We start from the raw sequence: 26,135 nt of genomic DNA, 5'->3' as shown, positions 1-26,135 counted from the left end.
GCGGGGAGGGCGGCCGCGTCAGTCGCCGGTCCAGATGCCGATGCCGTTCGCGCGCGCCGTCTCCTCGTCGCGTGCATAGCGGCTGCCCGGCGAGGCCGATGCCCAGCCGTTCGACACGAGCCACTGGCCGACATCGTCTTCCCCCGCAACGCAGGGCGCGGTCGTGCTTGGGCCGGCGCCTGGATCGACGGCGCACAGGAGCGAGCGATCGGACAGGAAGTCCGACAGCGCTGCGCGCGCCTCCTCTTCGCACGAGCCGCCGGCGCAGCGCGCACCTGCGGCCGGCGGCTCGACGCCGGCGATGCGGATCGTCTGGTCTTCGGTGAAGATGGTGGCGCCGGCTCCCGCCGCCGCGTCGCGGAAGAGGCGGAAACTGGGAGCGGGCACCGGCTCGGTGATCTCAGCAAGGCCGCGCGGCGGCTCGCTTGCAGGAGCCGGGACCTGTTCCGGCGCCTCGGCGGGCATTTCTGCCGGTGCCTCGGTCGCGACCGGCGGCGGGCTGAGGGGCGCCGACGCTTCCGGCGCAGCTTCCGGCGGCGTGCTGCCTGCGGGACGCCCCGCCCCTTGGCGCAGCCTTTCCAGATGCCGCTGGCCGGCGGTCGGCTCGGCGGGTGCTGATGCCGGCGCCTCGGGGCGGGTGGCGGGAACTGGTGCGGGCGCTGGCGTTTCGACGGGCTCTGGCGCCGGTGCCTGCGCGACCTGCGGTGCGGCCTCCTCGCCGCGCCCGGCGAGCAGGCTCGGCCGCTCGGGCATGGCATAGATCGCGACGGCGACGAGAACGGCCAGCGCGGCGCCGATCTTCAGAGATTGTGTCAGTGCTTCCATCCGCCTGATCCGTCTTCGGCCGATCCGCCTGGCCCGGCGCCTACTGGCTCGCCCATAGAATACGCGCCAGCCATTCGATCTCTTCCACCGCGAACTGGCGGTCGGGATAGTCCGGATTGACCGAGGCGAGCTCGACCGTGCGCGCGGTCCGGCGCTGCAGGATCTTCACCATAACCTCGCCCTTGCGCGTGCGCGCCACGACACGGTCTCCGCGCCGAACCGCCGCGCTCGGCGAGACGATCACGACGTCACCGTCGCGGTAGAGCGGCATCATGGAATGGCCGGAAACCTCCAGCGCGTAGGCGTCCTCCTCGGTGCCGGGCGGCAGCTCGATCTCGTCCCACCCCTGGCCGACGGGGAAGCCGGCATCATCGAAATAACCGTCCGCTCCCGCTTCCGCGAAACCGAGGAGCGGGACGGTCTGGCTCGCGCGCACCGGCACGGTACCGCCGACGAGCTGAGTGAAGCCGTCGAGGCTGGTGCCGGTCGCGTCGAGAACCTTCGACAGAGACTCCGTCGAGGGCCAGCGCGCGCGCCCGTCGGCTGCCGCGCGCTTCGATTTGTTGAACGTCGTCGGATCGAGCCCGGCCTTGCGGGCGAGGGCGGAGGGTGAAAGCTTGTGGCGGGCGGCCAGCGCGTCGATCGCGCCCCAGATCCGCTCGTGCGACAGCATGACATGCTCTCCCGGCAAAGCCCCGACTGCCACGCTATCTAGAGGAATATAAACCTCACGGCAATGGATCGCCGTCGGATTAACGGAACCACCGGCGCGATTGTGTCATTGATGGGGCAACGAGCCGATCGTCGACCGGCCCGAAGAGTGTCGCATGCGTTCCAGAGGAGACCGGCATGGCGGTCAAGAGCCTGCGCTTCGCGCCCAATACGAGCGACGAGGTTCGCCGCCGCGCAAGCGAGCCTGGGCGCGGACGCGACGCGCGCGGACCCTTCTCGATCCCGATGAAGGGCTGGAAGGATATCGCCGCAAGGCTCTACACGTCCTTCTTCGAAGACCGTATCATGCTGATCGCGGCGGGGGCGACCTTCTATCTCCTGCTCGCGCTCTTTCCAACCTTCGCCGTCTTCGTTTCGGCCTACGGCTTCGTCGCCGATCCGAACACGATCGCGGATCATATCGCCTTCATCGGCCAGTTCCTGCCGCAGGCCGGCACGGATATCCTGACCTCCCAGCTCGAGACGCTGGTGACGCAGGACCCCGCATCGCTCTCCTTCGGCTTCGTCTCGGGCCTCCTGTTCGCGATGTGGAGCGCGAACAACGGCGTTAAGACGCTCTTCGAGGCGATGAACGTCGCCTATGGCGAGCAGGAGAAACGCTCGTTCATCAAGCTCAATCTGATCGCCTTTACCTTCACTCTCGGCGGCATCGTCCTGGCGACCGTGATGCTCCTGGCCATCGGCATCATCCCTGCCGCCATGGCCATCATCGGTGCGCAGAGCTTCACGGACGAAATTGTGCTCATCGGCCGCTGGCCGGTGCTCTTTGCGCTGATCGTCTTCGCCATCGGGCTCCTCTACCGTTACGGTGCAAGCCGCCGACGCGCCCAGTGGCGCTGGGTGATGTTCGGCGCGACGCTGACGGCGGTGGTCTGGCTCGCCGCCTCGATGGGCTTCTCCTGGTATCTCCAGAGCTTCGCCAATTACAACGCGACCTACGGCTCGCTCGGCGCGGTCATCGGTTTCATGATGTGGGTCTGGATTTCCTCGACGATCTTCATCGTCGGCGCCGAGATCAACGCCGAAATGGAACACCAGACGGCCTTCGACACCACCGACGAGGAGGAGCGCCCCATCGGTGAGCGCGGCGCGCGCGTGGCCGACACGATCGGCCAGTCCACCCGCAAGGTCGACGACCCGACGCCTGAGAAGAAGAGCTTCTTCCATCGCAAGAAGCGCTTGCACGGATAGAGCGAACGAGAAGAGAGCGGAATAAGCAAAAGGCCGGGATCGCTCCCGGCCTTTTCGGTCTCCCCACTGATCGCGCCCCCGTCAGGCGGCCTCGGCCGGGGCGAAGCGCGTGTAGAAGGTCTCGCCCCGCGAGGCCATCTCCCGAAGGAGCGGCGTCGGCGCGAAGCGCTCTCCGTGCTTCGCCTCCAGCTTCTCGCAGAGCGCGACGAAAGCCTTCACGCCCATGCCGTCGATGTAGGAGATCGTCCCGCCCGTATAGGGCGCATAGCCGAAGCCGAGGATCGAGCCTACATCGGCCTCGCGCGGATCGGTGACGACGCCTTCCTCCATCGTGCGGGCCGCCTCCAGCGCCATCGTCACGAGGAAGCGCTGCTTCAGCTCGGTGAAGTCGACATCCTCGGCCTTCTTTTGCGGGAACATCTCTTTCAGGCCCGGCCACAGGCTCTTCTTGGCGGGCTTGGCCGGATAGTCGTAGAAGCCCTTGCCGGCCTTGCGCCCGAGCCGCCCGTCGCCGTCCACCATCGCGTTGACGAGCTTGAAATGGCGCGGATCGACCGCGTCCTCGCCCTCGTCGCGGATTGTCGCCTTCATGATGCGCTGAGACAGATCCACCGCCGTCTCGTCGTTGAGAGCGAGGGGGCCGACGGGCATGCCCGCGAACTTGGCCGCGTTCTCGATCATCGGAGCGGGCACGCCCTCGACCAGCATGTCGTAGGCTTCCGACATGTAGCGAAGCACGCAGCGGTTGGCGAAGAAGCCGCGCGTGTCGTTGACGACGATCGGCGTCTTCTTGATGGCGCGCACGAAGTCCAGCGCGACCGCGAGCGCCGTGTCGCCGGTCTTCTCGCCGAGGATGATCTCGGTGAGCATCATCCGGTCCACCGGCGAGAAGAAGTGGATGCCGATGAAGCGCGCCGTGTCAGGGAACGCGCCGGCGAGCGTCGAGATCGGGATGGTGGAAGTGTTCGACGCAAAGATCGCGCCGTCCTTCATCACGGCGGCCGCCTTCTTCGTCACGTCCGCCTTGACGTCGCGATCCTCGAAGACCGCCTCGACCACGAGATCGACGTCGGAAAGCGCGTCGTAGGACGGTGTCGCGGTGATGCGCGAAAGCACCGTCTCGGTCTCCTCGGCGCTGGCGCGGCCCTTCTTGACCAGACCTTCCATCAGCGTGCGCGAATGGGCCTTGCCCTTGTCGGCCGCTTCCTGATCGCGGTCGATCAGGACGACCTCGAGGCCGGCCTTGGCCGAGACATAGGCGATGCCTGCGCCCATGAAGCCCGCGCCGAGGACGCCGACCTTACGGATCGCCTGCTCGGGCACGTCTTTGGGCCTGCGCGCGCCCTTGTTCAGCGCCTGCATGGACACGAAGAGCGAGCGGATCATCATCGCCGCCTCGGTCGTCTGGAGGACCTGCGCGAAATAGCGCTGCTCGATCTTCAGCGCCGTATCCATCGGGACGAGAAGCCCCTCGTAGACGCATTTGACGATGGCGCGCGCGCCAGGGTAGTTGTCGGCCGTCTCCTTTCGATAGAGTGAGGCGACGGCAGGCCAGACCTGAGCGCCGGCTGGCGAGTAGACGGGCCCCGAAGGCAGCTTGAAGCCTTTTTCGTCCCACGGCTTCACGGCCGAGAGCCCGGCCTTCAGCATGTCCTTTGCCTTGCCGACGAGATCGCCGTCGTCGGCCACCACCTCGTCGATGAGCTTCATGCGCTTGGCCTTGTCGGCCGAGAGCGTCTGGCCCTGCAGCAGCATCTGGAGCGCGGACTGCGTGTCGGTCATGCGCGGCACGCGCTGTGTGCCGCCCGCGCCGGGGAAGATGCCGACCTTCACTTCCGGCAGGCCCATCTTGGCCGAGGCGCTGGCGACGCGCGCATGGCAGGCGAGCGCCAGCTCGAAGCCGCCGCCCATGCAGGTGCCGTTGATCGCGGCGACGAAGGGCTTGCCGCTCGTCTCCAGCTTGCGCCAGATACGGCCCATCTCGCCGGCGCGCGCGAAAAGCTCCTCGACGGCGCCCCCCCGGTCGGCCTCGAGCTTCTTCTCGTAGCCGTCGAACATGCCGCGCAGCATCTTGAGGTCCGCGCCGCCGGTGAAGGAGCCCTTCTTGCCGGAGGTGATGATGACGCCCTTGACCGCCGCGTCGCGCGCGAGTTCGTCGATCATCGCGTCGATCTCGCCCATCACCTCCTCGGTGAAGACGTTCATCGAGCGGTCCGTCATGTCCCAGGTGACGAGGGCGACGCCGTCGGCGTCGGTCTGAACGGTGAAGTTCTTGTAGGTCATGGTCTCTGCCTCCCTCAGACGCGCTCGATGATCGTCGCGGTGCCCATGCCGGCGCCGATGCACAGCGTGACGAGCGCGGTGTTCTTGTCCTGCCGCTCGAGCTCGTCGAGAGCGGTGCCGAGGATCATGGCGCCCGTGGCGCCCAGCGGATGGCCCATGGCGATCGCGCCGCCGTTGACGTTCATGACCGACGGATCGATCTCGAAAGCCTGGAGATAGCGCAGCACCACGGCCGCGAAGGCCTCGTTCAGCTCGAAAAGGTCGATGTCCGAAAGCTGCATCCCCGAGCGGGCGAGAAGCTTTTCCGTCACGTCCACCGGGCCGGTCAGCATCAGCGCGGGGTCCGAACCGATATTGGCGAAGGCGCGGATGCGAGCACGCGGCTTCACGCCCAGCATCTCGCCGCCCTCCTTCGAGCCCAGGAGGACCGCGCCGGCGCCGTCGACGATGCCGGACGAGTTACCGGCGTGGTGGACGTGGTTGACGCTCTCCAGTTCCGGATGAGCCTGGATCGCGACGGCGTCGTAGCCGCCCATCTCGCCGTGCATGGCGAAGGAGGCGTTGAGGCTTCCCAGCGACTGCATGTCCGTCGTCGGGCGCATGTGCTCGTCGCGGTCGAGGATGGTGAGGCCGTTCTGGTCCTTCACCGCGACCACGGATTTCGAGAAGCGTCCTTCCTCCCACGCCCTGCCTGCGCGCTTTTGGCTTTCCACCGCATAGGAGTCCACGTCATCACGCGAGAAGCCGTACTTGGTGGCGATGAGGTCCGCCGAGACGCCCTGCGGCATGAAGTAGGACGGAATGCCGACCGAGGGATCCATGATCCAGGCGCCGCCGGACATACCCATTCCGACGCGCGACATGGATTCCACACCGCCCGCGATGACGAGGTCGTCCGCGCCCTGCGCGATCTTGGCAGCGCCGAGATTCACCGCGTCGAGGCCCGACGCACAGAAGCGCGAAATCTGCATGCCTGGAGCGGAGAAGGCGTAGCCTGCCTCGAAGGCCGAGGCTTTCGGGATCACCGAGCCGGCCTCGCCGACCGGGTCGACGCAACCGAAGATGATGTCGTCCACCTTGGCGGTGTCGATGCCGTTCCGCTCGCGAAGCGACTCGAGCACCTTCGCGCCGAGGCGCACGGCCGGCACCTCGTGCAGGGCGCCGTCCTTCTTGCCGCGCCCGCGCGGGGTGCGAACGTGATCGTAGATATAGGCTTCGGCCATGATGATCTCCCTTGAACTGGTCCGCCGGCCTGCCGCCCGCGTCGTCCCGGCTCTGGGCCGGGACTCATGCCGGTGCGCGATGCGATCCGCTTCGGGGGCATGTAGGCGGTGGCGGCGGTTTGGAATGGACCCCGGGGCATGGCCGGGGTGACACTTCATTGATCGGACGGCGCCTCAGAACGCCGCGTCTTCCAGCGCCATCATGGAATCGGCGCCGGACGAGATCCGCGAAAGATGAGCAGCGGTCTCGGGCATCAGCCGGTCCATGAAGAACTTGCCCGTCGTCAGCTTGGCGTTCAGGAAGGCCTCGTCGCCGCCACCTCCGGCCAGTTTCTCCTGCGCGGCCTTGGCCTGGAGCGCCCACATGTAGCCGAGCGCGACGAGCCCGATGAGGTGCATGTAGTCGTTGGAGGCGGCGCCCGCATTGTCGGGCCTGGCCATGGCGTTCTGCATCAGCCACATCGTCGCCTGCTGCAGATCGTTCAGACCCTTCTTCAGACCCTTGGTATAAGGCGCCATCGCCTCGTCGGAGCGGTTCTCCTCGGCGAATTTGCCGACCTCGGCAAAGAACGCCTGGATCGCGCGCCCGCCGTTCAGCGCGAGCTTGCGGCCGACGAGGTCGAGCGCCTGGATGCCGTTGGCACCTTCGTAGATCTGGGCGATGCGCGCATCGCGCACGAACTGCTCCATGCCCCATTCCGCGATGTAGCCGTGGCCGCCATAGACCTGCTGCGCCATCACCGCGTTCTCGAAGCCTTTGTCGGTCAGAACGCCTTTGATGACGGGGGTGAGGAGGCCCATCCAGTCGTCGGCGGCCTGGCGCTCCTTCTCGTCCTCGGCGACGTGCGAAAGGTCGCCCTTCAGCGCGGTGTGGAGGACGAGCGCGCGGCCCGCCTCGTTGACGGCGCGCATGGTCATTAGCATCCGACGAACGTCCGGATGGACGATGATCGGGTCGGCCGCCTTATCCTTCGCTTTCGGTCCGGACAGCGAGCGGCCCTGGATGCGCTCCTTCGCGTACGTCACGGCGTTCTGGTAAGCGATCTCGGAGATCGCCAGCCCCTGGATGCCGACGCCGAGCCGCGCCTCGTTCATCATCGTGAACATGGCGCGAAGGCCCCTGTGCGCCTCGCCGATGAGATAGCCCGTCGCCTCGTCGTAGTTCATGACGCAGGTGGCGTTGCCGTGGATGCCCATCTTCTCTTCGATGGAGCCGCACTTCACGCCATTGCGCGAGCCGGGGTTCCCGGCATCGTCCAGAACGAACTTCGGCACGATGAAGAGCGAGATGCCCTTCACCCCCTCCGGCGCGCCGTCGATGCGCGCCAGAACGAGGTGGATGATGTTGTCGGAGAGGTCGTGCTCGCCGGCCGAGATGAAGATCTTCTGACCGGAAATCCTGTAGCTGCCATCGTCCTGCGGCGTCGCGCGGGTGCGCAGCAGGCCGAGATCCGTGCCGCAATGCGGCTCGGTGAGGTTCATCGTGCCGGTCCACGAACCCTCGATCATCTTCGGCAGATAGGTCTGCTTCTGATCGTCGCTGCCGTGCTGCTGGATCGCGGCGATCGCGCCGCGCGTCAGGCCTGGATACATGGCGAAGGCCATGTTGGCCGAGGAGAGATACTCGTTGACCGCCGCCGCCAGCGTGTGGGGCAGGCCCTGGCCGCCATATTCGGCCTCCGCCGAGAGCCCGCCCCAGCCGGCCTCGCGGAACTGGTCGTAGGCTGCCTTGAAGCCGTTCGGCGTCGTTACCGAACCGTCCTCGGCACGCTTGCAGCCCTCGCGGTCACCGATCTGGTTCAGCGGGTGAAAGACTTCCGTCGCGAACTTGCCGGCTTCGCCGAGGATCGCCTCGGTCACGTCAGGCGAAGCGTCCGAGAACCCCGGCAGATTGTCGAAGCGTCCGATCTTGAGAACGTCGTTGAGGACGAAGAGCGTGTCGCGCACGGGCGCATTGTAGATCGGCATGTCTGCATTTCTCCCACAACGCCGCATCCGTCCGATTGACGTTTGCGTAAACGTAATCGAGTGGCTTTTACCAATCGGTCGGTTGCGAGGCAAGGGCGTCGTGCCCTGCGCTCACGCCCGATCGTCGACGACTATGATGTGCGATCGCAGAGGTCGAAAGACCTTCGACATCCTCCCCCGACGCGCGGGACGGCGGTGCTGCACCGGTCTCCACCGGCCGCCGAACGGCTGCGGCCGATGGTCGGGTCGCGTGGCGCGACAGGTTGAAGAGGGGAACAAGGTGGCGGGAGAGGGCGGCCGAAAGCCTCGGCCGGCCAGAGAGGCAGCGTCAGCGTGCCGGAGCTGCGAGGGCGTGCCGCACCACGGCCAGCGCGCGTTCCATCGCCTCGAGCGAGGTCTCGATTTCCTGGCGCTGGGCGAGGAGTTGGGCGTGCTGTTCCTCGAAGCGCTTGAGCATGTCCTGAAGCTGCGCAAGACCGCCCTCGGCCTCCTCGCGGCCTTCGATGATCTGCTTGGCTTCGGTGAGCGAAAAGCCAAGCGTCTTGATGAGCTGGATCAGCATCAGGTGGACGCGGTCACGCCGCGTGTACAGGCGGGCGGTGCCGCGGCGGATCGGCTTGAGAAGGCCCCGGTCCTCGTAGAAACGCAGCGTGCGCAGCGTGACGCCGAACTCCTTCGCGAGATCGCCGATCTTGTATGTTTCGCGCCGGTCGCCGTCATCGCCTTCCAGGCCGAGCAGCACGTTGATTCCTGCAAGTGGGTCCGTCTGCGGTCGTCGGATTTTGTCGGACTCCGATATCATGGGACGCCTCACCTCTCCTGGCGCCGACCTTCCTGCACAACTGTCAGTCGGCAAGAATCCCCGGCTGTAAGGTGCGAATATCGGGGGCTCGCAAGCTCGAGGCAACACCGAAATCCAGCTTCGATCCCGGTTGTGTTTCTAAGAAGTAAACGCGCAGAGGAAGGTTTGATCTTTTATTAAGCCTTCCCTAACGGAAGTCCGAGGGGCGGGGACCGCTTTCGGACGGGGGCGGAACCACGAGGGGCAGATGAGCGCACGACAGAAGGATGCTTCGGAGGAAGTGATTCGGCCGTCCGCTCCGGCGGGCGGATCTCTGGCGTCGCTGACGCGCACGTTGGAAGACCTCGAAGCCCGGCTCGGACGCCTCGCGCATGCCAAGGGTTCGACGCCCGAGCCTGTCCATGTCGACGAGACCCTGCCGAAATCCGAGCCCATCACCACCACGGCCCGTCTGCGCGCCGTCATCGAGCAACGCCTTGCCCAGCGCGCCGAGCTCGATGCCGCCGCCTCGCGCCTCGCGATGGACGCAGCCGATGGGGCAGGGCGCGCCGAAGGCGAGATCGCCCGACGCCGGAGCATGGCCTCCGCGCTCGACCGCCGCTTCGGCACGATCGCCGGCGAGGTGGAATCCCTTCAGATGCAGGGCGCGACGTTCCAGCTCGTCTCCGGCGTCGCCGACGATCTCCAGGCGCTGAAGGCCGAGATCGCCGACAACATTGCGGCGCGCTCCGAGAGCGAGTTCGCCGGCATTCGCTCCGCATTCGACGAACTACGCTCGGCGCTCGCCGCGCGCGAAGGTGCCGACGCCCTCGGCGGGCACGTCTCGATGATTCTCGACAGGCTTTCGCAGATGCAGGCGGAAGGCGTCGATCGCGCCTCGGTGGAGGCGATCCGAGTCGAACTCGACGACGTCTCCGGTCGGATCGCGTCGATGGCGCGCGACGACACCGCCACTGCGGTGAATGCGCGCTGGGATGCGTTCGAGGCTCGGCTTTCCGAGCATGTGGAGCTCGATCGCGAGGCCAAGCTCGACCTTCGCGCGGAGCTGGAGCGCCTGCGAGAGACCGTGCGCGGCCTTGCCAGCGAAGAACAGGTGCGGGCCGTCGAAAGCCGCTGGGACGATTTCGAGGCGCGCTATTTCGACACGGTCCGCAGCGAGACGGAAGGTCAGTTCGACCGTCTTTTGAGAGGCGAGATCGACGCCATCCGCGCCCGCCTCGACGCCCTGTCCAACCATGCCGTTGACACGCGCGAGGAAGACCGGACGGCGACGGCTGAGAACACCCGTGCGCTCGCCGCGCTTCAAGAGGGCGTCCACCGCCTCGCTTTGCGCCTCGACGAACTGGAAGAAGCTCTCGTCGGCCTGCCGACGATGCTGGGCGTCGAGCGCATCGAGGACCGCCTGCACGCGCTGGGCGAAAGCGTCGCGATCCTCGCCGCGCGCCAGGACGAACCCGATCTGGAGCACTTCCTCATCCTCGAGGAGCGCCTCGACGAGATCGCGCAGGCGATCGTTGCGACGTCTGTGCGGGACGAGGCGGCCTTCGACATGGCGCCCGTCGAACGCATCGAGGCTCGCGTCGCCGACCTTGCCGCGCGGATCGAGCATCTGGCCGCGCGCGGAGACGCCGACATCCTGTCGGCGCGCGTTGCCGAACTCTCCGAGCGCATCGAATTCCTCGCCACCCGCCCGAGCGAGGCTGCACTCGAGGATCGGCTGGAGGCCTTTTCGCAGCGGCTCGACGCCGCACTCGCCGCCGTCGAGGAGCCGCGGCCCGAGATGGCCGAATTCGAGCGCCGCTTGACCGAGCTCGCCGAGCGGCTGGAAGGCGCCGCGAGCACGCGCCTCGACGATGGGATGGTCGCCGGGCTGGAGGTGCAGATCGCGCGTCTTTCCGAACAGCTCTCTCGCGCTGTCGTGGCGAGCGGCGCGACCCTCGACGAGGAGACCGGTCGCCGCCTCGCCGCGATCGAGGAGAAACTGGAGGAAGGCCGCGCCGACGTCATGGCCGCTGCGCGCGCCGCCGCCGACGAGGCGGTGCGCCTCGTTCTGGCGGACGGCCGCGGACGCGAGAGCGAGCATGTGCGCGACCTCTCGGAGGATCTGCAGCGGCTCGAGGCGCTGAGCCGCCAGAGCGACGATCGCTCTCTGAAGGTGTTCGAGGCCGTTCATGCGACGCTCCTGAAGATCGTCGAGCGCCTGACGGTGATCGAGGGTGAAGTCGCAAAGGACGGCGAGCGCCCCGCGCGCCAGGCTTCGCCCTTCGCCGCATCCCTTCTCGCCGCGATGCCCGTGCCCGAGCCGATGGCCGAGCGCGCGCCGCCTGAAATGGCCTCGTCCGACGCCGAGCCGGCCCACGAACCCCGTGGCCTGCGGGCCTCCTTGTTGCGGCGCTTCTCACGGAGTTCCGCCGAGCCGCGCGCAGAGCGCGGCGCTGCCGCAGCGCTCGCCGATGCCGTCGCCGGTCGCGACGAGTGGGACGACCGCTACAGCGAGACGATCGCGCTGGCGCCCGATACCCGCACCCGCATCGACGAAGCGCCTTCGCTGGATGCCTCCGACAGTCTCGTCGCGCGCGAGTTCAACCGGCCACTGGAGCCGGGATCGGGCGCGCCCGACATCGCCTCTCTTCTGGAGCGCGTGCGTCGCCAGCGCGAGGAACTCGATACCATTGCGCCCGCCAATGACCGGGGCGCGAGGACCGAGCCGGCCGTGAAGGCGGACCTGATCGCAGCCGCGCGCAAGGCCGCGCTGGCGGCGGCGGCCGAGGCCGAAACGCTGCGGGCCGAAGCGGCCAACGACGGGGCCGAGAGCAGCAGTGATGAGCCAGGCGCGACAGGCCGCCGGCATCGCAAGCCCATCCTCATGGCCGTGGGCGCCGTCCTCCTTGCGTTGATGGCCATCCCGCTCGGCCGTGCCTATCTCGATCGTGAGCCGGCCGGCGAGGAAGCGATCGCGGGCCTCGATCGGCCCGTGGCCGAGGAGAGTGCCGCTACGGCACCAGATGTGCAGACCGGCAACGCGGCAATGGAGCCGGCCGGGGCCGAGCCGCAGGTCGCCGCCGTCGAGCCGCCGGCCGCCGCGCCCCGGATGTCCGCGCCCGAGACGGCCGCGCCGATCACCGCGATCCCCGCCGAAGAACCGGTCGTCGCGCAGGCTCCGGCCGCATCCGAGGCTGCCGTCGAAACCGCGATCGCGGGGCCGGCGCCGACGCCCGCTGCGCCGCCGGCGCCGGTCGTGGCGGAGCGGGCAGCAATCCCTGAGGCGGCGATCGCGACCCTTCCCGAAGCGGCACGAGGCGCTCTTCCGACGGCACCGTCCGGCATCGGCTCCACCGAGCTCGTCGCGGCCGCGGACAACGGCGATCCGCGCGCGATCTTCGAGATCGGCCTCCGTCTCGTCGAAGGGCGCACCGGTGCGCCCGATCCCGCGCAGGCGCTCGTCTGGTTCGCCCACGCAGCCAATCTCGGCTACGCGCCGGCGCAGTACAGCCTCGGCACCCTCTTCGAGAAGGGCAACGGCGTGGAACGAAACGGCGCCGCCGCGCGCGAGTGGTATGAGCTGGCCGCTGGGCAGGGCAATGTGCGCGCCATGCACAATCTCGCCGTCCTCTACGCCACGGGCATCGACGGGCAGGCGGAACCGGAGACCGCCGCGCGCTGGTTCACCGAGGCGGCCGAGCACGGCATGCGCGACAGCCAGTACAATCTCGGCATCCTCCATGCGCGCGGCGCTGGCGTGGAGCAGGATCTCGGCCAGTCCTACAAATGGTTCAGGATCGTCGGCAACAGCGGCGACCGGGACGCCGTCGCCAAGGGCGAGGAGGTGGCGCGCACGTTGAGCGCCGACCAGCGCGCGAGCCTCGACGAGGAGGTGGCCGCCTGGCAGCCGCAGGCGCGCAACGAAGCGGCGAACTCCGTCGAGATCCCGCCCGAATGGCAATCCCCACCGGAGCAGACGGCGTCGGTCGACATGCGCCGCGCGGTGCGCAACGTCCAGGCCATCCTCGGCAATCTCGGCTTCGACGCGGGCACGCCGGACGGCGTCGTGGGGGACAGGACGACGGCGGCGATCCGCGCATTCCAGGAGCAGAACGGGCTCGCCGTCACCGGCGAGATCGACGAGACGCTGATCCGCGAATTGCTCAAGCGCAACGTTTGATCATCCGCTGATGTGCAAGCCCTTTTTCGGGGGCTTTCGGTTTGACTTGAAGGAAAGGTTCGGGCGAAGACGTCTCGAGCCCTTCTTCCCGTATGCCGCCGGCATCTCAGCGGATTGCGCAGCGTGAACCTGTACCTGCCCATCGCCGAGCTTTCGGTGAACGTCTTCGTCCTCGTCGGGATGGGCGCGGCGGTCGGCTTCCTGTCCGGCCTGTTCGGAGTGGGCGGCGGCTTCCTCATCACGCCGCTTCTGATCTTCTACAACATTCCGCCGGCCATCGCGGTGGCCACGGGCGCCAACCAGGTCATCGCCGCGTCCTTCTCGGGCGCGCTGGCGCATTTCAAGCGCGGCACGGTCGACATGAAGCTGGCGCTGATGCTGCTTCTGGGTGGCTCGCTCGGCTCGGTCGTCGGTGTCTGGCTGTTCACGATCCTGCGCCGCTTCGGCCAGCTCGATCTGGCTGTCTCGCTCCTCTACGTCGTGATGCTCGGCGTCGTGGGTGGGCTGATGCTCGTGGAAAGCGTACAGGCGATGCGCCGCGTCCACGCCGGCGGCTCGGGCGAGGTGCGCCGCTCCGGCCACCACAACTGGATCCACCGCCTGCCGTTCAAGATGCGCTTCCAGCGCTCCAAGCTCTACGTCTCGGCCATCCCGGTGCTCGGGCTCGGCTTCGCCATCGGCGTTCTGGCGGCCATCATGGGCGTGGGCGGCGGGTTTATCATGGTGCCGGCGATGATCTATCTCCTGCGTGTGCCGACGAATGTCGTCGTCGGCACCTCGCTGGTGCAGATCATGTTCACCGCCGCCGTGACCACGATCCTGCAGGCGGCCACGAACCAGACGGTCGACATCCTCCTCGCGCTTCTCCTGATGGTGGGCGGCGTCCTCGGCGCTCAGTTCGGCGCCGAGGCGGGGCGCAAGCTGCGCGGTGATCAGCTCCGCGCGCTCCTCGCCATCCTCGTCCTCGCCGTCGCGGGACGCCTGTTCTTCGAGCTGGTGGTGACGCCGGACGAACTGTTCTCGATCAGCCTCTCCTCGGGAGAGGCACTGTGAGGGCGCTGGCCGTCATTCTTACGCTGGCCTTGGCGGCGCTTTTCGGCGCCGGAGCGGCACGCGCGCAGACCGAGACCTTCGAGATCGGCCTGTCGACCGACGCGATCGCGGTCGGCACCAATTTCGCGGGTTCGCAGCTCGTCGTCTTCGGCGCGCTCGACAATGCGGACCAGCGGATCCTGCGTCAGGGCCGCTACGATATCGTGGTCGTCCTCGAAGGCCCGCGCCGGCCGCTTGTGGTGCGCGAACGCAGCCGCTTTCTCGGAATCTGGATCAACCGCGGCGCCGAGCGCTTCGGCGCGGTGCCCGAATCCTATTCGCTCTCGGCGACGCGCCCCTTGCGCGACATCGCCCCGCGCGAGGTCATGCAGCAGCTTTCGGTGGGCGTGTCGAACCTTGCCTTCAACCGCGTCGACCCTGGCGACGAAGAGCGCCCGGAATATGTCGCGGCGCTCAACCGGCTCCGCCGCGATGCCGGGCTCTACCGCGAGAGCTATGGCAGCATCCAGTTCGTCAGTTCCACCCTGTTTCGCGCCACGATCTCGCTCCCGCCGGACCTGCCGGTCGGCCGGCACACGGTGCGTGCCTTTCTCTTCCGCGAGGGCGGCTTCGTGCAGGGGCGCAACGAGGACATGATCGTGCGCAAGACGGGCTTCGAGAACAACATCTCCGTCTATGCCGCCAACAATGGCCTGGCCTATGGCGTGGTGGCCGTGCTTCTGGCTTTCGCGGTCGGCTGGTTCGGGCGCATCCTCTTCAAGCGGGACTGACCGCGCAAAGGGCGCGGACCTTCGCGGCGTCCGCGTCCCTTGCCGGATTGTAGATCATCAGCTTCAGGTCTGGACGCCCGTCGACCGAGAAGGACGCGAATTCGAAGGCGATCTGACCGGCGGTCGAGTGGTGGATGGTCTTCTCGCCCTCTCCGGCGACGCGCACGTCCTTCTCCGTCCACATGCGGGCGAAGGCCTCGCTGGCCTTGGTGAGTTCCGCAACGAGCGCCGCCGCCCGCTCGTCGTCTCCCGCACGCGCCGTCTCGGCCCGGAAGGTGGCGACGAGGAAACGCGCGACGCTCTCCCAATCGCTCTGGGCAGCCTGTGTCTCGGGATCCAGGAACATGCGCTTCAGGATGTTGCGCTCGCCGGCAGGCAACGTTTCGTAGTCCGTGAGGACGCGCCGCGCGGCCAGGTTCCAGCCGATGATGTCCCATGTCGCGGTGGCAACGGTCGCGGGGATCGCTCCAAGACCGTCGAGCAGCCTCTGCAGGCGCTGCGTGATGCCCGCCGAGGCAGTCGGATGCGCTCTGGGCGGCCGGCCGATGCCGACGAGAAACAGATGCTCGCGCTCGGCATCTGTCATCATCAGTGCGTCTGCGAGGCTGTCGAGGACGCGCGGGGAGGGGGCGCCGCCGCGCCCCTGCTCCAGCCAGGTGTACCAGGTGGTGCTGATATGGGCGCGCTGCGCCACTTCCTCACGGCGCAGGCCGGGCGTGCGGCGACGTCCGGCAAAGCCGAAGGCGGCGGGATCGAGCCGCTGCCGGCGATCCCTGAGGAAGGCGCCAAGACGATTGTCCTTCGCCGGAACCTCTATCCTGTCACTCATTATACCCGGATATAATAACGACTTTAACAGGTTTATATTTGGACGATATTAGCCTCTCGCACAAGAAGGAGAACGGTCATGAAAGTGTTCGTCACGGGCGCCACGGGCTTCGTCGGCTCGGCTGTCGTCGATGAGTTGCTGGCGAACGGCCACGAAGTGCTGGGCCTCGCGCGGTCCGACCGCGGAGCGGCCGAGATCGAGAAGCGTGGCGCGCGCGTCCATCGAGGCGACCTGGAAAGGCCGGAGACCCTGCGCGCGGGGGCTGAGGCGGCGGACGCTGTCATCCATACCGGCTTCGTCCACGACTTCACCCGCTTCGCCGAGGTCTGCGCGGTGGATCGGGTTGCTATCGAGACGCTCGGATCGGTCGTCGAGGGAACGGGCAAACCGCTCGTGGTCACCACCGGCCTTGCGGCACTGGATGCCGCCGGTCGCCTGGCCACGGAGGAGGACCAAGCCTTCCCGCCCTCTCTGGATTATCCGCGTGCGTCGGACGCGGCGGCGCAGGCGCTGCTTGAGCGCGGCATCGCGGCGGAACTCATGCGGCTGCCGCCCTCGGTTCACGGCGCGGGCGACCACGGCTTCGTGCCGATGCTGATCGGCATAGCGCGCCGCAAGGGTTGTTCCGCCTACATCGGGGAGGGCGCGAACCGCTGGCCGGCGGTGCATCGCGACGATGCCGCGCGCCTTTACCGCCTTGTCGTCGAGAACGGCGCGAGCGGTGGGACGTGGCACGCCAACGCAGAGGAGGGCGTCGCCTTCCGCAAGATCGCCGAGGCGATCGGGGAAGGTCTGGGGCTGCCCTGCGTCTCGCTGTCGGACCACGAAGCCGAGGCACATTTCGAAGGCTTCTACGGCTTTGCGACCATGGACCAGGCAGCCTCCAGCGAAATTACGCGTTCGCGTCTCGGCTGGACGCCGACCGGGCCGGATCTGATCTCCGACATTGGCCGATCAGGCTATTTCGGATAGGCTACCGGCAGAGCGAGGCGAAGGAGAGCGGATAGACGCGCGAGAGGCCGATGACGTAGGCTCGCGCCCTGTCCGCCGCGAAGAGGCCGGCGAAGGCACGATCGAGGACGTTGAGACCGCCCGTCGTCACCCCGAAGGACGGCATCACCATGCGCGAGCCGTCCGAGGCGAAGCATGCGCCACGGACCGAGCGGCCGTTGCCGGAGACTTTCGCCACGGGATGAAGATGGCCGGCGACCTCGCCGGGGCGCGGATGCGGGCTCGGCTCGTGGCGAAAGATCCACGGGCCGACCGTGACCTCCTCTTGCGTCTGCCCGCCGACGAGGGCGGGCGGCTCCGGGTCGTGGTTGCCGACGATCCAGGTCCAGTCCCGCCCGGCCATCAGGGCGTTCAGCGCCTCGCGGTTCTGCGCCGGCATGAAGGCGGCGCCGTGCCGGTCGTGGAAGCTGTCGCCGAGGCAGATCACCCGCGCGGGGTCGTAGCGGTCGAGGGCGCCGGAAAGCAGCGCGAGCGTTGCCGCCGTGTCGTAGGGCGGCAGCATCATGCCGCGCCGTGCGAAGGCCGCGCCCTTCTCCAGATGCAGGTCCGAGACGACGAGCAGGCGCTCGCCCGGCGCGTAGAACACGCCCGACGGATCGCAGACGATCGCGCCGCCGTTCAGCACCGTCTCCACGCCTTCGCTTTCGGCCTGCCGGAAGCGTCGCTGCATCATGTTCATCGCGGACGAATCAGTCTTGTTCCCGTTTCGTCCTGTTCATGCCAAAGGATCGCGGCGGGTGGAAGGCCACCGATGCCGCCCGCGACGCGCGGCCACGGGCGGCAATCATTCGAGACGCGTTCAGTCGGCGCTCGCCTCGATGAGATCGGCGAAGTCGCTCTTGCGGATTTTTGCGTGGATGCCCTTCGTCCGGTCGACCACCTGCGAAACCGCGAAGTCGGTCGCGGCGCTGAGATAGGCGTAGGCCGTTTGCGGGTCCATGCCGAAGCGGTCGGTCAGGAAGGCGATGGAGGTGCGCACCGCGTTCTTCATCGCCTCGTCGAGATCGGGATCGAGGCCGACGGGAATCCAGAACTCGTCTGTCTCGCCGAATGGGTCGGCCATCTCGCCGCCCATCGGCAGGCGTGGGTCGCCCGCCTTCAGGACAGTGAGGCGGAAGGTCGTGCGCGCCGAGAGTTCCAGCGCCGTCAGCGCGACCTCGCCGTCGCCCTGCGCGGCGTGCGGATCGCCCGTGTAGAAGTTCGCGCCCGCAACCTGCACCGGCAGATACAGCGTGGAGCCGGCGCCGAGATCTTTCACGTCGATGTTGCCACCGTACTCGGCCGGCGGCACCGAATGCACCGGCTCGTCGGTGTCTGCGGCAACGCCCATCATGCCCATGAAGGGCGTCGCGCGGAACATCACCTCGCCACGCTCGCCCGCGTTGAGGACGCCGTAGAGCTGGCCGCGCAGGTAGCGTAGCGGCGTGAAGATCGAGACGTTGCGATAGGCTTCCGGATTGTCCGCCGAGGCGTCCTCGTCAGGCTCGGGCCCGAGCGGATATTCGCCGGGCAGGGCACCCTTCCCGTGGCGGTTGGAGATGACGCCGTAGGGCACGCGCGGCGCGATCGAAAGCGTCTCGATCATCAGGACGTCACCCGGCTCGGCGCCCTCGACCGCGATCGGTCCCGTGACGACATGCGGGCCGGCCTCGATGAAGTCGTGCTCGATCGCAGAGCCCGCGACGGCGATCGCATCGCTGAGCACGTGCTCGGAAGGAACGCCGAACTGAGCGAAATAGGCACTCGGGTCGCGGCCCTGATCCTCGAGCACGCCCTCGTGCGACACCGTGTCGACCGTGACCGTCGCACCCGAAGGCACGGTCAGCACCGGCTCCACCGTGCGGTTCGGCAGATAGCCCCACATCACCGCTTCGGGGTCGGACGGCAGATAGTATTCGCCCTCCACCGAGCCTTCGGCCTCGACAGGGCCGGCGGCCTGGTCCAGCGGCTGGAGAGAGCGGTATGGCCCGTCCCAGCGATCGACCTCGATCGGCGGGGCAATAGTCGGCGCCTCCTGCGCCAGCGCACCAACCGCGCCGCTGCCCAGCATGGTGGCAGCGGCGAGCGCGGTCTTTAGGCAATTCATCCGGTCGTTCTCCTCTCGGGGGTATTCCCGAGGGAAGCGATGCAAGATGCGGGCCAACCGGACGCCTCCTACGACAGCGCCCGCTCGATCAGCTCCTTTTCCATGGCCTCCTGCAGAAGCTCATCGCGCGCTTCGCCTTCGATGCGCTCGCGGCCCATCTCCAGCATGATCGGCACGGCCAGCGGCGAAATCTCGTCGAGATCCTTGTGCACGATGTGGTGCTTCACGCGCGCCAGAAGGTCCGAGACGCGCTTGACGTCGAGAAGCCCGGTCGCCGCGTCCGCCCAGGTCGCGCGCAGGAGGATGTGGTCCGGCTCGTGCGCGCGCAGCACGTCGTAGACGAGGTCGGAGGACACCGTGACCTGCCGCCCCGTCTTCTCCTGGCCGGGATGGCGCTTCTGGACGAGCCCGGCGATCACCGCGCATTGCCGGAAGGTGCGCTTGAGCATCCACGAATCCGCCATCCAGGCTTCGAGGTCGTCGCCCAGCATGTCCTCGTCGAACAGGGCGTCGAGCGGCAGCCTGCCGCTTTCGAACAGCGCGCCCATGTCGGCGCGGCCCCAGATCGACAACGCGTAGTCGTTTGCCATGAAGCCGAGCGGCTTGGCGCGGGCGCGTTCCAGACGCCGCGTCAGGAGCATTCCGAGCGTCTGGTGCGCGAGCCGCCCCTCGAACGGATAGGCGATCATGAAGAAGCGGTTGCCGTTCGGGAAGGTTTCGATCAGGAGGTCGTTCGGGCCGGGAATGACGCTCTTGCGCTTCTGGATGGCGAGCCAGTCGCCCACCTGCGCAGGCAGGGCGCCCCAGCGCTTCGGGTCGGCCAGCATCTCGCGCACGCGCGCCGCTAGGAAGGTCGTCAGCGGAAATTTCGTGCCGCCATAATAGGGCACTTTCGGCTCTTCCTCCGCGCCGGCGCGCGTGACGAGGCACTCCATCTCGTGGATGCCTTCGAAGCGCACCACACCGCCGCCGAACATGAAGGTGTCGCCGGGCGAAAGGGTCTCGAGGAAATGCTCCTCGATCTTGCCCAGCACCGCCCCGCCGCGCTTGACGGCCGATCGCGTGCGGGCGCGCACAAGGCGCACCGTCAGGGCCTCCGCCTCGATGATGGTGCCGGCGTTCATCCGGTACTGCTGGCCGATCGAGGGGTGCGTCAGGCGCCATGTCCCGTCCTCGGTCAGCCGGATCTTGGCGTAGCGGTCGTAGACCTTCAGCGCGTAGCCGCCGGTCGCGACGAACTCGATGACGCGTTCGAAGGTCTCGCGGTCGAGGTCGCGATAGGGCGCGGCGCTCGTCACCTCGGCGTAGAGGTCGTCGGCCCGGAACGGTCCCGCCACCGCCATGCCGAGCACATGCTGGGCGAGGACGTCGAGAGCGCCTTCGCGCAGGCGCGGAGTGTCCTGCGAGCCCAGGTAATTGGCGTCGAGCGCGGCCTGGCACTCCATGATCTCGAAGCGGTTCGATGGCACGAGGATGGCCTTGGACGGCTCGTCCATGCGGTGATTGGAGCGCCCGATGCGCTGGGCGAGGCGCGAGGCGCCTTTCGGCGCGCCGACATGGACGACGAGATCGACGTCGCCCCAGTCGATGCCGAGGTCCAGCGTCGAGGTGGCGACGACGGCGCGCAATTCGTTCCTCGCCATCGCCGCTTCCACCCGGCGGCGTTGCGTCACGTCGAGCGAGCCGTGATGCAGGCCGATCGGCAGCGTGTCCTCATTGATCCGCCACAGCTCCTGGAACAGGATCTCGGCGCCCGAGCGCGTGTTGACGAAGAGCAGCGTCGTGCCGTGCGCCTTGATGATCTCGTAGATCTCGCCCATCGCGTAGCGTGCGCGGTGGCCCTGCCACGGCACGCGCTCGGACGATTTCAGGATCGAGATTTCAGGTTTCGCCCCGCCCTCCACGGTGATGAGGTCGGCCATCGGCGCGGCGTCGGGGCCCTGAGCGACCAGCCATTGTCGCAACTCGTCCGGGTCGGCCACCGTCGCGGACAGCCCGATGGTCTTGAGGCCGGGGCGCAGCTTGCGCAGCCGCGCGAGCCCGAGGGCGAGGAGATGCCCGCGCTTGGAAATGACGAGCGAGTGCAGTTCGTCGAAGATCACGGTCTGAAGGTCCGCGAAGAAGCGATCCGCGTCCTTCTGCGCGATCAGGAGCGCGAGCTGCTCGGGGGTCGTCATCAGGATGTCGGGCGGGGCGAGCTTCTGGCGCTGCCGCTTGTATTGCGAGGTGTCGCCGGTGCGCGTCTCCATCGAGACGGCGAGCCCCATCTCCGACACCGGCTTCTCGAGATTGCGCTGGATGTCCGTCGCGAGCGCCTTCAAGGGCGAGATGTAGAGCGTGTGGACCCCGCGCGGCGCGGTGCCGGGCTTCGCCTTGCCGCGGCGGTGGATGTCGATCAGCGAGGGCAGGAAGCCCGCGAGCGTCTTGCCCGCCCCCGTCGGCGCGATGAGGAGGACCGATGCGCCGGCTTGCGCGCGCGCCAGGAGGTCCAGTTGATGCGCGCGCGGCGCCCAGCCCTTGTTCGCGAACCATTGGAGAAACGGCTCGGGAAGGGAAAAGCTGGGAAAGCCCTCGGTCGGCTCGGGGGCAGGGTGGGGCGGCAGCGCTGTCACGTCCCGAAGATAAGGCGGCCGGCGCGCCCGGCCAATGCGATCAGAGCGCGCGGTAGCGGTCGTTGCGGTGATTGATCGCCAGGAACAGGTTGAGGACGAGGACGCCGAGCACCGAGAAGAAGATCGCGGTCGGCGAGGCGACGAAGAACGCGCAGGCGAGGATCAGGAGGTCGATGAGGAGCTGGGTCAGCCCCGCGCGCCAGCCGAAGCGATCCTGCAGATAGACGGCGAGGATGCCGACGCCGCCGGCCGAGGAGCGGTGGCGAAAGAGCGCGAGGAGGCCGAAGCCCATCAAAAGGCCCGCGACGGGCGCGCCGAACCACGGGTCGATGCGGTCGAAGGCGATTAGTTCGGGGATGAAGGCCGTCATCAGCGAAAGGGTCGTGATGCCGATCGCGGTCTTGATGGTGAAAGCACGGCCCATCCGCCCGACCGCCAGCGCGAAGAAGGGCAGGTTGAGGAGGAAGAAGATGAGGCCGAAGTTCCAGCCGGTGAAGTAGAACACGACGAAGGCCAGGCCCGCCATGCCGCCGGTGAGCAGCCCGAGATGGGCGAGCATGGCGATACCGAGCGTCAGGATTGCGCAGCCGGAGACGATGCCGAGCGCATCCTCCCATGGGCTGTGATGGGTGGCGGTGGAGCTCCAGTTGCCGAAGCGATGCGCGCGTCGCACGTCGCTCGGTATCTCCTGCTCGCCGTCCGCCACGCTCATCGCGACCCTCGTTGTTCGCACAGTGGGCAAGGTTAGGGCCGTTCGCGTGCCGGTGAAAGCGCTCAGCCCTGCCGAGGCCGCAGGGCAGCTATGACGGCAAGACCTGCAATGTCGGCACCGCGGTCCCTGCGCACCGTGCATTCACGCAAGGAGAGGACATCGAAGCCGGCGGCATCCAGCGCTTCGCGAAGTGGCCGCGCACCGTGCGAGAAGCGCAGGGAAGGCCGGATGGCGAAGGGTACGTCGTCGTCCGCGCGCTCGACCGAGAAGGCGAAGATGCCGTCAGTCTGCAGCCGCCGGGCGACACTAGCGAAGACGGGCGAAAGGTCGCCGACATAGATGAGGACATCGGCGGCGGCGACGAGATCGTAGGCGCCCGCCCATTCGTGCCGCTCGTCGAGGAGGTCGCCCTGGGTGAGGCTGTCGTAGACGCCCTTCGCGCGTGCCTTGCGCAGCATGCCGGCTGAAAGGTCCAGCCCGTCGAGCCGCGCGGCATGGGGCCGAAGTCGCTCGCCCATCAGGCCGGTGCCGCAGCCCAGATCCAGCGCCGCCTTAAAACGCGCGTGCGGCCGCAGCGCCAGAAGATCGGCGAGGAGGATATCGGGCATCCGGTAGCCGAGCGCGCCGACGAGCGAGCGCTCGAAGCGCTCGGCGTAATCGTCGAACAGGCCCTCGACATAGGCCGGTGGCGCGGCATCCGGCAGCGGCGCCTCGCCCAGCGCGGCAAGGCGCAGCGCAACGCCGAGACGCCCGTCCTCATCGCTTTCCTCGACGCCCTTGAGGATCGCCGCTGCGCTTTCGGGCCGCCCCGCCTCCTCCTCCAGCTCGGCGAGGCGGACATGGCCGAGCGCCCAGCCGGGCGCGATCTCGACCGCCTGTCGCATCAGGTCGGCGGCGGCTTCCGCGTCACCCTCGCGCGCCAGCCTCTGCGCGGTCTCGGCACGGCGGTCGGCGCGCGGATCGCCCGAACGGGATGGGTCACGGGACACGGGGCGTCTTCCATTTCGATGATCGGCGGCATATGCGCCGGAAGACGCCGCCTCGCAAGCACCTTCCGCAAGGCCGCGAGCCGCCTACATCAAGGGCGATGACGCGCTACGAAGATCTCCTGCGGCCGACGCCCGCCGGCCTCTACTGCCCGCCCGGCGATTTCCACATCGACCCGGTGCGCCCCGTGGAGCGCGCCCTCGTCACGCACGGTCACGCCGACCACGCGCGGCCGGGCAACACGAAGGTTCTGGCCACGCGCCGCACGCTCGACATCATGGCGCTGCGCTACGGCGAGGATTTCTGCGCCGAGCGGCAGGAGGCGCCCTGGGGCGAGCGGATCGACATCAACGGCGTCACCGTTTCCTTCCATCCGGCCGGCCACGTTCTCGGCTCGGCGCAGATCGCGGTGGAGCACGGCGGCACGCGGATCGTGGCGAGCGGCGACTACAAGCGCCGCGTCGACCCGACGGCCGAGCCCTTCGAGCCGGTCCCCTGCGACGTCTTCATCACGGAGGCGACATTCGCGCTGCCGGTCTTCCGTCACCCGGAGGCACGAGAGGAGGCGCGGCGGCTCATCGCTTCGACGAAGCAGTTCCCGGAGCGCGCGCATCTCGTCGGCGCCTACGCGCTCGGCAAGGCGCAGCGCGTGATCCGGCTCTTGCGCGACGAGGGATACGACGAGCCGATCTACATCCACGGGGCGCTGAAGCGGCTTTGCGACTTCTACGAACGCGAAGGCATCCATCTGGGCGAGCTGCGCCCGGCGACGGTGGAGCGCGGCGCCAAGGCGGATTTCGCCGGCGCGATCGTCGTTGGCCCGCCCTCGGCTTTCGCCGACAAATGGGCGCGGCGTTTCCCGGACCCGGTCTCGTGCTTCGCGAGCGGCTGGATGCGAGTGCGCCAGCGCGCCCGCCAGCGCGGCATTGAACTGCCGCTGATCATCTCGGACCACTGCGACTGGGACGAACTCGTCGAGACGATCGACGAGATCGCGCCGGCAGAGGTCTGGGTCACGCACGGGCGCGAGGAGGCGTTGGTGCGCTGGTGCTCGCTGAAGGGCGTGGCTGCGCGTCCGCTGCATCTCGTCGGCTACGAGGACGAGGGCGACTGAGGCACGAGAGATGCGGGGTCCCGGGCGGTCATGCGGCTGCGAGCGTAGGCCGTTGGCGACGCGCCGACATGCCGGGCGAAGGCGACGCTGAACGTGCTCTGCGAGCTGTAGCCGACGCGCTCGGCGATCTCGCCGACGCTCGCGCGGTCCTTGCTCAGCAGATCTTTGGCGAGCGCCATGCGCCAGCCGGCGAGGTACTCCATCGGCGCGACCCCCACCTCACGGCGGAACCTGTCGAAGAAGGTGGACCGCGACAGGGCGGCCTCCTGCGCCAGCTCGCCGACCGTCCAGGGTCGTCTCGGCTCGCCGTGTATCCGGCGAAGCGCCGCGGCCAGCCGCTCGTCGGCCAGCCCGCGCAGAAGGCCTGGAGCCGGGCTCGTATCACCGGCGCTTCGAAACGCCTCGATCAGAAGCACCTCCAGAAGACGAGCCAGCACCGCGTCGCGCCCAGGTCTCTCGGCGCGTGCCTCGTCGCCGGCGAGTTCCACCAGCATCGTCAACCGCCGCTCTCCACGCACGACGACGAGCCTCGGCAGCAGCGAGACCAGAAGCGCCGCGTCGTCTGCCTCGAAGGCGCAATAGCCGATCATCATGCGCGTCGTGGGCACGCCGGGGCCGCCCAGATGGAACACGCCGGGCGTGATTTCGGCCGGATCCATCGCGCGGCGCCCCGGCGGCGGAATGATGCTCGTCACCTCGAGGTCGTCGGAAGCGGGAAGCAGCACGAAGTCGCCCGAGCGAAGCTGCACGGGCGCATGGTCGCGAACACGCAATTCGAGGTCGCCCTCCAGCACGGCGGCGTAGAAGGGGCCCATGTTGGGCGGGCGCACGGCCCAGGGGCAGGTGGCCGTGACGATCTTCGTGAAGGAGGCGCTGGGCTGGAGCAGCGCGATGATCTGGGCGAGCGGGTCGACTATTCGGACTATCTCCAACGAACAATGGACGATCGATCGTAGCACGTCCGGTGTCGGCGGACTACGTCATTCACCTCGAACGGAGACCTGCCCCATGAAGACTGTCCTGATCACCGGCGCCTCAACAGGCTTCGGCTTGAAGACCGCCGAGCGCTTCCTCGCCGAAGGCTGGGACGTCGTCGCCACGATGCGCGACCGGTCCGCCAGTACGCTCCCCGCTTCCGACCGGCTTCGCGTCCTGCGGCTGGACGTCACCGATCCAGGCTCGATCAGCGCCTCGATCGCGGAGGCGGGCACGGTCGACGTCCTCGTCAACAACGCCGGCATCGGCTGGCTGAACGCGGTCGAAGGCACTCCGATGGAGATGATGCGCCACATATTCGAGACCAACACCTTCGCGGTGGTCGCGATGATGCAGGCGGTTCTGCCTGCCATGCGTGAGCGACGGTCCGGCGTCATCGTCAATGTCAGCTCGAGCGTGACGCTCAAGCCGCTGCCGCTCCTGTCGATCTACAGCGCCAGCAAGGCGGCGGTGAACGCGCTCACCCAATCGGCCGCGCTGGAACTTGCCGAATTCGGCATCCGCGTCGCGGCGGTCCTGCCGGGCGCTGCCCCTTCGACCAGCTTCGGCCAGAGCGCTCGGGCGAAGATCGCGGCGAATGGCGGCTTCCCTGAAGCCTATGCCGACTTCACCCAGCGCACGCTCGCCGGGATGCAGGAAGCCGCCGGTGGACCCGTGACCACGCCCGAGGAAGTCGCCGATGCGGTGTTCCGGGCGGCGACCGATCCCGCCTGCCCGACGATCCTGGCCGCCGGCGCCGATGCCGTTACCCTTTTCGAGGGCCGCTGAACGATCGATCC

The 26,135-nt window shown here is 68.0% G+C and carries 20 protein-coding genes; 7 read left to right on the top strand and 13 right to left on the bottom strand.

The features are described 5' to 3' along the window. Positions 1–18 precede the first annotated feature (18 nt). Positions 19–825 carry a thermonuclease family protein gene (locus tag H1343_RS13370; protein ID WP_185983358.1) on the bottom strand — a complete coding sequence of 269 codons (807 nt, stop codon included), beginning with the start codon at positions 823–825 and terminating at the stop codon, positions 19–21. A 40-nt stretch (positions 826–865) separates the two neighbouring features. Then, on the bottom strand, positions 866–1,498 hold the full coding sequence (locus tag H1343_RS13365) for a S24 family peptidase (RefSeq protein ID WP_185983357.1): 633 nt from the start codon (positions 1,496–1,498) through the stop codon (positions 866–868). Between the two features lie 176 nt (positions 1,499–1,674). On the opposite strand from H1343_RS13365, the gene H1343_RS13360 reads away from it, so the two are divergent. Next, entirely contained in the window at positions 1,675–2,748 is a 1,074-nt protein-coding gene (locus H1343_RS13360; RefSeq protein WP_185983356.1) for a YihY/virulence factor BrkB family protein, read from the top strand. Between the two features lie 81 nt (positions 2,749–2,829). Here the strand turns inward: H1343_RS13360 and H1343_RS13355 are convergent, their stop codons facing one another. From H1343_RS13355 to H1343_RS13340, 4 genes are all read right to left on the bottom strand, one after another. Continuing rightward, entirely contained in the window at positions 2,830–5,031 is a 2,202-nt protein-coding gene (locus tag H1343_RS13355) for a 3-hydroxyacyl-CoA dehydrogenase NAD-binding domain-containing protein (RefSeq protein WP_185983355.1), read from the bottom strand. 14 nt (positions 5,032–5,045) lie between these two features. After that, positions 5,046–6,254 carry an acetyl-CoA C-acetyltransferase gene (locus H1343_RS13350; protein ID WP_185983354.1) on the bottom strand — a complete coding sequence of 403 codons (1,209 nt, stop codon included), beginning with the start codon at positions 6,252–6,254 and terminating at the stop codon, positions 5,046–5,048. 174 nt (positions 6,255–6,428) lie between these two features. After that, a complete protein-coding gene (locus H1343_RS13345) occupies positions 6,429–8,222 on the bottom strand; it encodes an acyl-CoA dehydrogenase C-terminal domain-containing protein (protein ID WP_185983353.1) in 1,794 nt (597 codons plus the stop codon). 328 nt (positions 8,223–8,550) lie between these two features. Next, complete coding sequence (locus H1343_RS13340; RefSeq protein ID WP_246333065.1) at positions 8,551–8,964, bottom strand: MerR family transcriptional regulator; 414 nt, start codon at positions 8,962–8,964, stop codon at positions 8,551–8,553. Between the two features lie 307 nt (positions 8,965–9,271). On the opposite strand from H1343_RS13340, the gene H1343_RS13335 reads away from it, so the two are divergent. The 3 genes from H1343_RS13335 (at position 9,272) to H1343_RS13325 (ending at position 15,009) form a co-directional block, all read left to right on the top strand. After that, positions 9,272–13,186 carry a peptidoglycan-binding protein gene (locus H1343_RS13335; protein ID WP_185983351.1) on the top strand — a complete coding sequence of 1,305 codons (3,915 nt, stop codon included), beginning with the start codon at positions 9,272–9,274 and terminating at the stop codon, positions 13,184–13,186. A gap of 123 nt (positions 13,187–13,309) precedes the next feature. Further along, a complete protein-coding gene (locus tag H1343_RS13330) occupies positions 13,310–14,239 on the top strand; it encodes a sulfite exporter TauE/SafE family protein (RefSeq protein ID WP_185983350.1) in 930 nt (309 codons plus the stop codon). Then, positions 14,236–15,009 (top strand): TIGR02186 family protein, encoded by a 774-nt coding sequence (locus H1343_RS13325; RefSeq protein WP_185983349.1) that lies wholly within the window; start codon positions 14,236–14,238, stop codon positions 15,007–15,009. Before H1343_RS13330 ends, H1343_RS13325 begins: the two co-directional genes overlap by 4 nt. Here H1343_RS13325 and H1343_RS13320 read toward each other — a convergent pair. Further along, positions 14,996–15,838 carry a helix-turn-helix transcriptional regulator gene (locus H1343_RS13320; protein WP_185983348.1) on the bottom strand — a complete coding sequence of 281 codons (843 nt, stop codon included), beginning with the start codon at positions 15,836–15,838 and terminating at the stop codon, positions 14,996–14,998. The genes H1343_RS13325 and H1343_RS13320 overlap by 14 nt on opposite strands. Positions 15,839–15,916: 78 nt before the next feature. On the opposite strand from H1343_RS13320, the gene H1343_RS13315 reads away from it, so the two are divergent. Then, complete coding sequence (locus tag H1343_RS13315; RefSeq protein WP_185983347.1) at positions 15,917–16,810, top strand: SDR family oxidoreductase; 894 nt, start codon at positions 15,917–15,919, stop codon at positions 16,808–16,810. A 1-nt stretch (position 16,811) separates the two neighbouring features. Here the strand turns inward: H1343_RS13315 and pdeM are convergent, their stop codons facing one another. The 5 genes from pdeM to H1343_RS13290 form a co-directional block, all read right to left on the bottom strand. Then, positions 16,812–17,528 carry a ligase-associated DNA damage response endonuclease PdeM gene (gene pdeM / locus H1343_RS13310; RefSeq protein WP_185983346.1) on the bottom strand — a complete coding sequence of 239 codons (717 nt, stop codon included), beginning with the start codon at positions 17,526–17,528 and terminating at the stop codon, positions 16,812–16,814. Positions 17,529–17,648: 120 nt separating this feature from the next. Beyond that, the gene (locus H1343_RS13305) at positions 17,649–18,935 is read right to left on the bottom strand and encodes an acetamidase/formamidase family protein (protein ID WP_210270037.1); all 1,287 of its coding nucleotides are present in this window, start codon (positions 18,933–18,935) and stop codon (positions 17,649–17,651) included. 68 nt (positions 18,936–19,003) lie between these two features. After that, a complete protein-coding gene (locus H1343_RS13300) occupies positions 19,004–21,538 on the bottom strand; it encodes a ligase-associated DNA damage response DEXH box helicase (RefSeq protein WP_425484663.1) in 2,535 nt (844 codons plus the stop codon). A gap of 49 nt (positions 21,539–21,587) precedes the next feature. After that, complete coding sequence (locus H1343_RS13295) at positions 21,588–22,259, bottom strand: YitT family protein (RefSeq protein WP_185983344.1); 672 nt, start codon at positions 22,257–22,259, stop codon at positions 21,588–21,590. Positions 22,260–22,321: 62 nt separating this feature from the next. After that, positions 22,322–23,248: a methyltransferase gene (locus tag H1343_RS13290; protein WP_246333063.1), complete on the bottom strand. Its 927-nt coding sequence runs from the start codon at positions 23,246–23,248 to the stop codon at positions 22,322–22,324. A gap of 98 nt (positions 23,249–23,346) precedes the next feature. On the opposite strand from H1343_RS13290, the gene H1343_RS13285 reads away from it, so the two are divergent. Further along, entirely contained in the window at positions 23,347–24,360 is a 1,014-nt protein-coding gene (locus H1343_RS13285) for a ligase-associated DNA damage response exonuclease (RefSeq protein ID WP_185983343.1), read from the top strand. On the opposite strand, the gene H1343_RS13280 is transcribed toward H1343_RS13285, so the two are convergent. After that, positions 24,339–25,292, bottom strand: coding sequence for an AraC family transcriptional regulator (locus H1343_RS13280; RefSeq protein WP_343048879.1), 954 nt, complete (start codon positions 25,290–25,292; stop codon positions 24,339–24,341). The two genes, H1343_RS13285 and H1343_RS13280, sit on opposite strands and share 22 nt — an antisense overlap. A 76-nt stretch (positions 25,293–25,368) precedes the next feature. Here H1343_RS13280 and H1343_RS13275 point away from each other — a divergent pair, with 76 nt between their 5' ends. Then, complete coding sequence (locus H1343_RS13275; RefSeq protein ID WP_185983342.1) at positions 25,369–26,124, top strand: SDR family oxidoreductase; 756 nt, start codon at positions 25,369–25,371, stop codon at positions 26,122–26,124. The last annotated feature ends 11 nt before the right edge of the window (positions 26,125–26,135 follow it).

The organism is Aureimonas mangrovi, from assembly GCF_014058705.1.
Taxonomy (GTDB): Bacteria; Pseudomonadota; Alphaproteobacteria; order Rhizobiales; family Rhizobiaceae; genus Aureimonas; species Aureimonas mangrovi.
Note: the sequence above shows the minus strand (reverse complement) of the source record. Positions and strands in the feature narration are given on the sequence as shown.

Excerpts from the sequence above, each read along its gene's own strand:
- H1343_RS13320 (WP_185983348.1), bottom strand. The coding sequence starts at position 15,838 with ATGAGTGACAGGATAGAGGTTCCGGCGAAGGACAATCGTCTTGGCGCC.
- H1343_RS13275 (WP_185983342.1), top strand. The coding sequence starts at position 25,369 with ATGAAGACTGTCCTGATCACCGGCGCCTCAACAGGCTTCGGCTTGAAG.
- H1343_RS13335 (WP_185983351.1), top strand. The coding sequence starts at position 9,272 with ATGAGCGCACGACAGAAGGATGCTTCGGAGGAAGTGATTCGGCCGTCC.
- H1343_RS13355 (WP_185983355.1), bottom strand. The coding sequence starts at position 5,031 with ATGACCTACAAGAACTTCACCGTTCAGACCGACGCCGACGGCGTCGCC.
- H1343_RS13285 (WP_185983343.1), top strand. The coding sequence starts at position 23,347 with ATGACGCGCTACGAAGATCTCCTGCGGCCGACGCCCGCCGGCCTCTAC.
- H1343_RS13365 (WP_185983357.1), bottom strand. The coding sequence starts at position 1,498 with ATGCTGTCGCACGAGCGGATCTGGGGCGCGATCGACGCGCTGGCCGCC.
- H1343_RS13345 (WP_185983353.1), bottom strand. The coding sequence starts at position 8,222 with ATGCCGATCTACAATGCGCCCGTGCGCGACACGCTCTTCGTCCTCAAC.
- H1343_RS13360 (WP_185983356.1), top strand. The coding sequence starts at position 1,675 with ATGGCGGTCAAGAGCCTGCGCTTCGCGCCCAATACGAGCGACGAGGTT.
- H1343_RS13350 (WP_185983354.1), bottom strand. The coding sequence starts at position 6,254 with ATGGCCGAAGCCTATATCTACGATCACGTTCGCACCCCGCGCGGGCGC.
- pdeM (WP_185983346.1), bottom strand. The coding sequence starts at position 17,528 with ATGAACATGATGCAGCGACGCTTCCGGCAGGCCGAAAGCGAAGGCGTG.
- H1343_RS13295 (WP_185983344.1), bottom strand. The coding sequence starts at position 22,259 with ATGAGCGTGGCGGACGGCGAGCAGGAGATACCGAGCGACGTGCGACGC.
- H1343_RS13370 (WP_185983358.1), bottom strand. The coding sequence starts at position 825 with ATGGAAGCACTGACACAATCTCTGAAGATCGGCGCCGCGCTGGCCGTT.
- H1343_RS13305 (WP_210270037.1), bottom strand. The coding sequence starts at position 18,935 with ATGAATTGCCTAAAGACCGCGCTCGCCGCTGCCACCATGCTGGGCAGC.
- H1343_RS13315 (WP_185983347.1), top strand. The coding sequence starts at position 15,917 with ATGAAAGTGTTCGTCACGGGCGCCACGGGCTTCGTCGGCTCGGCTGTC.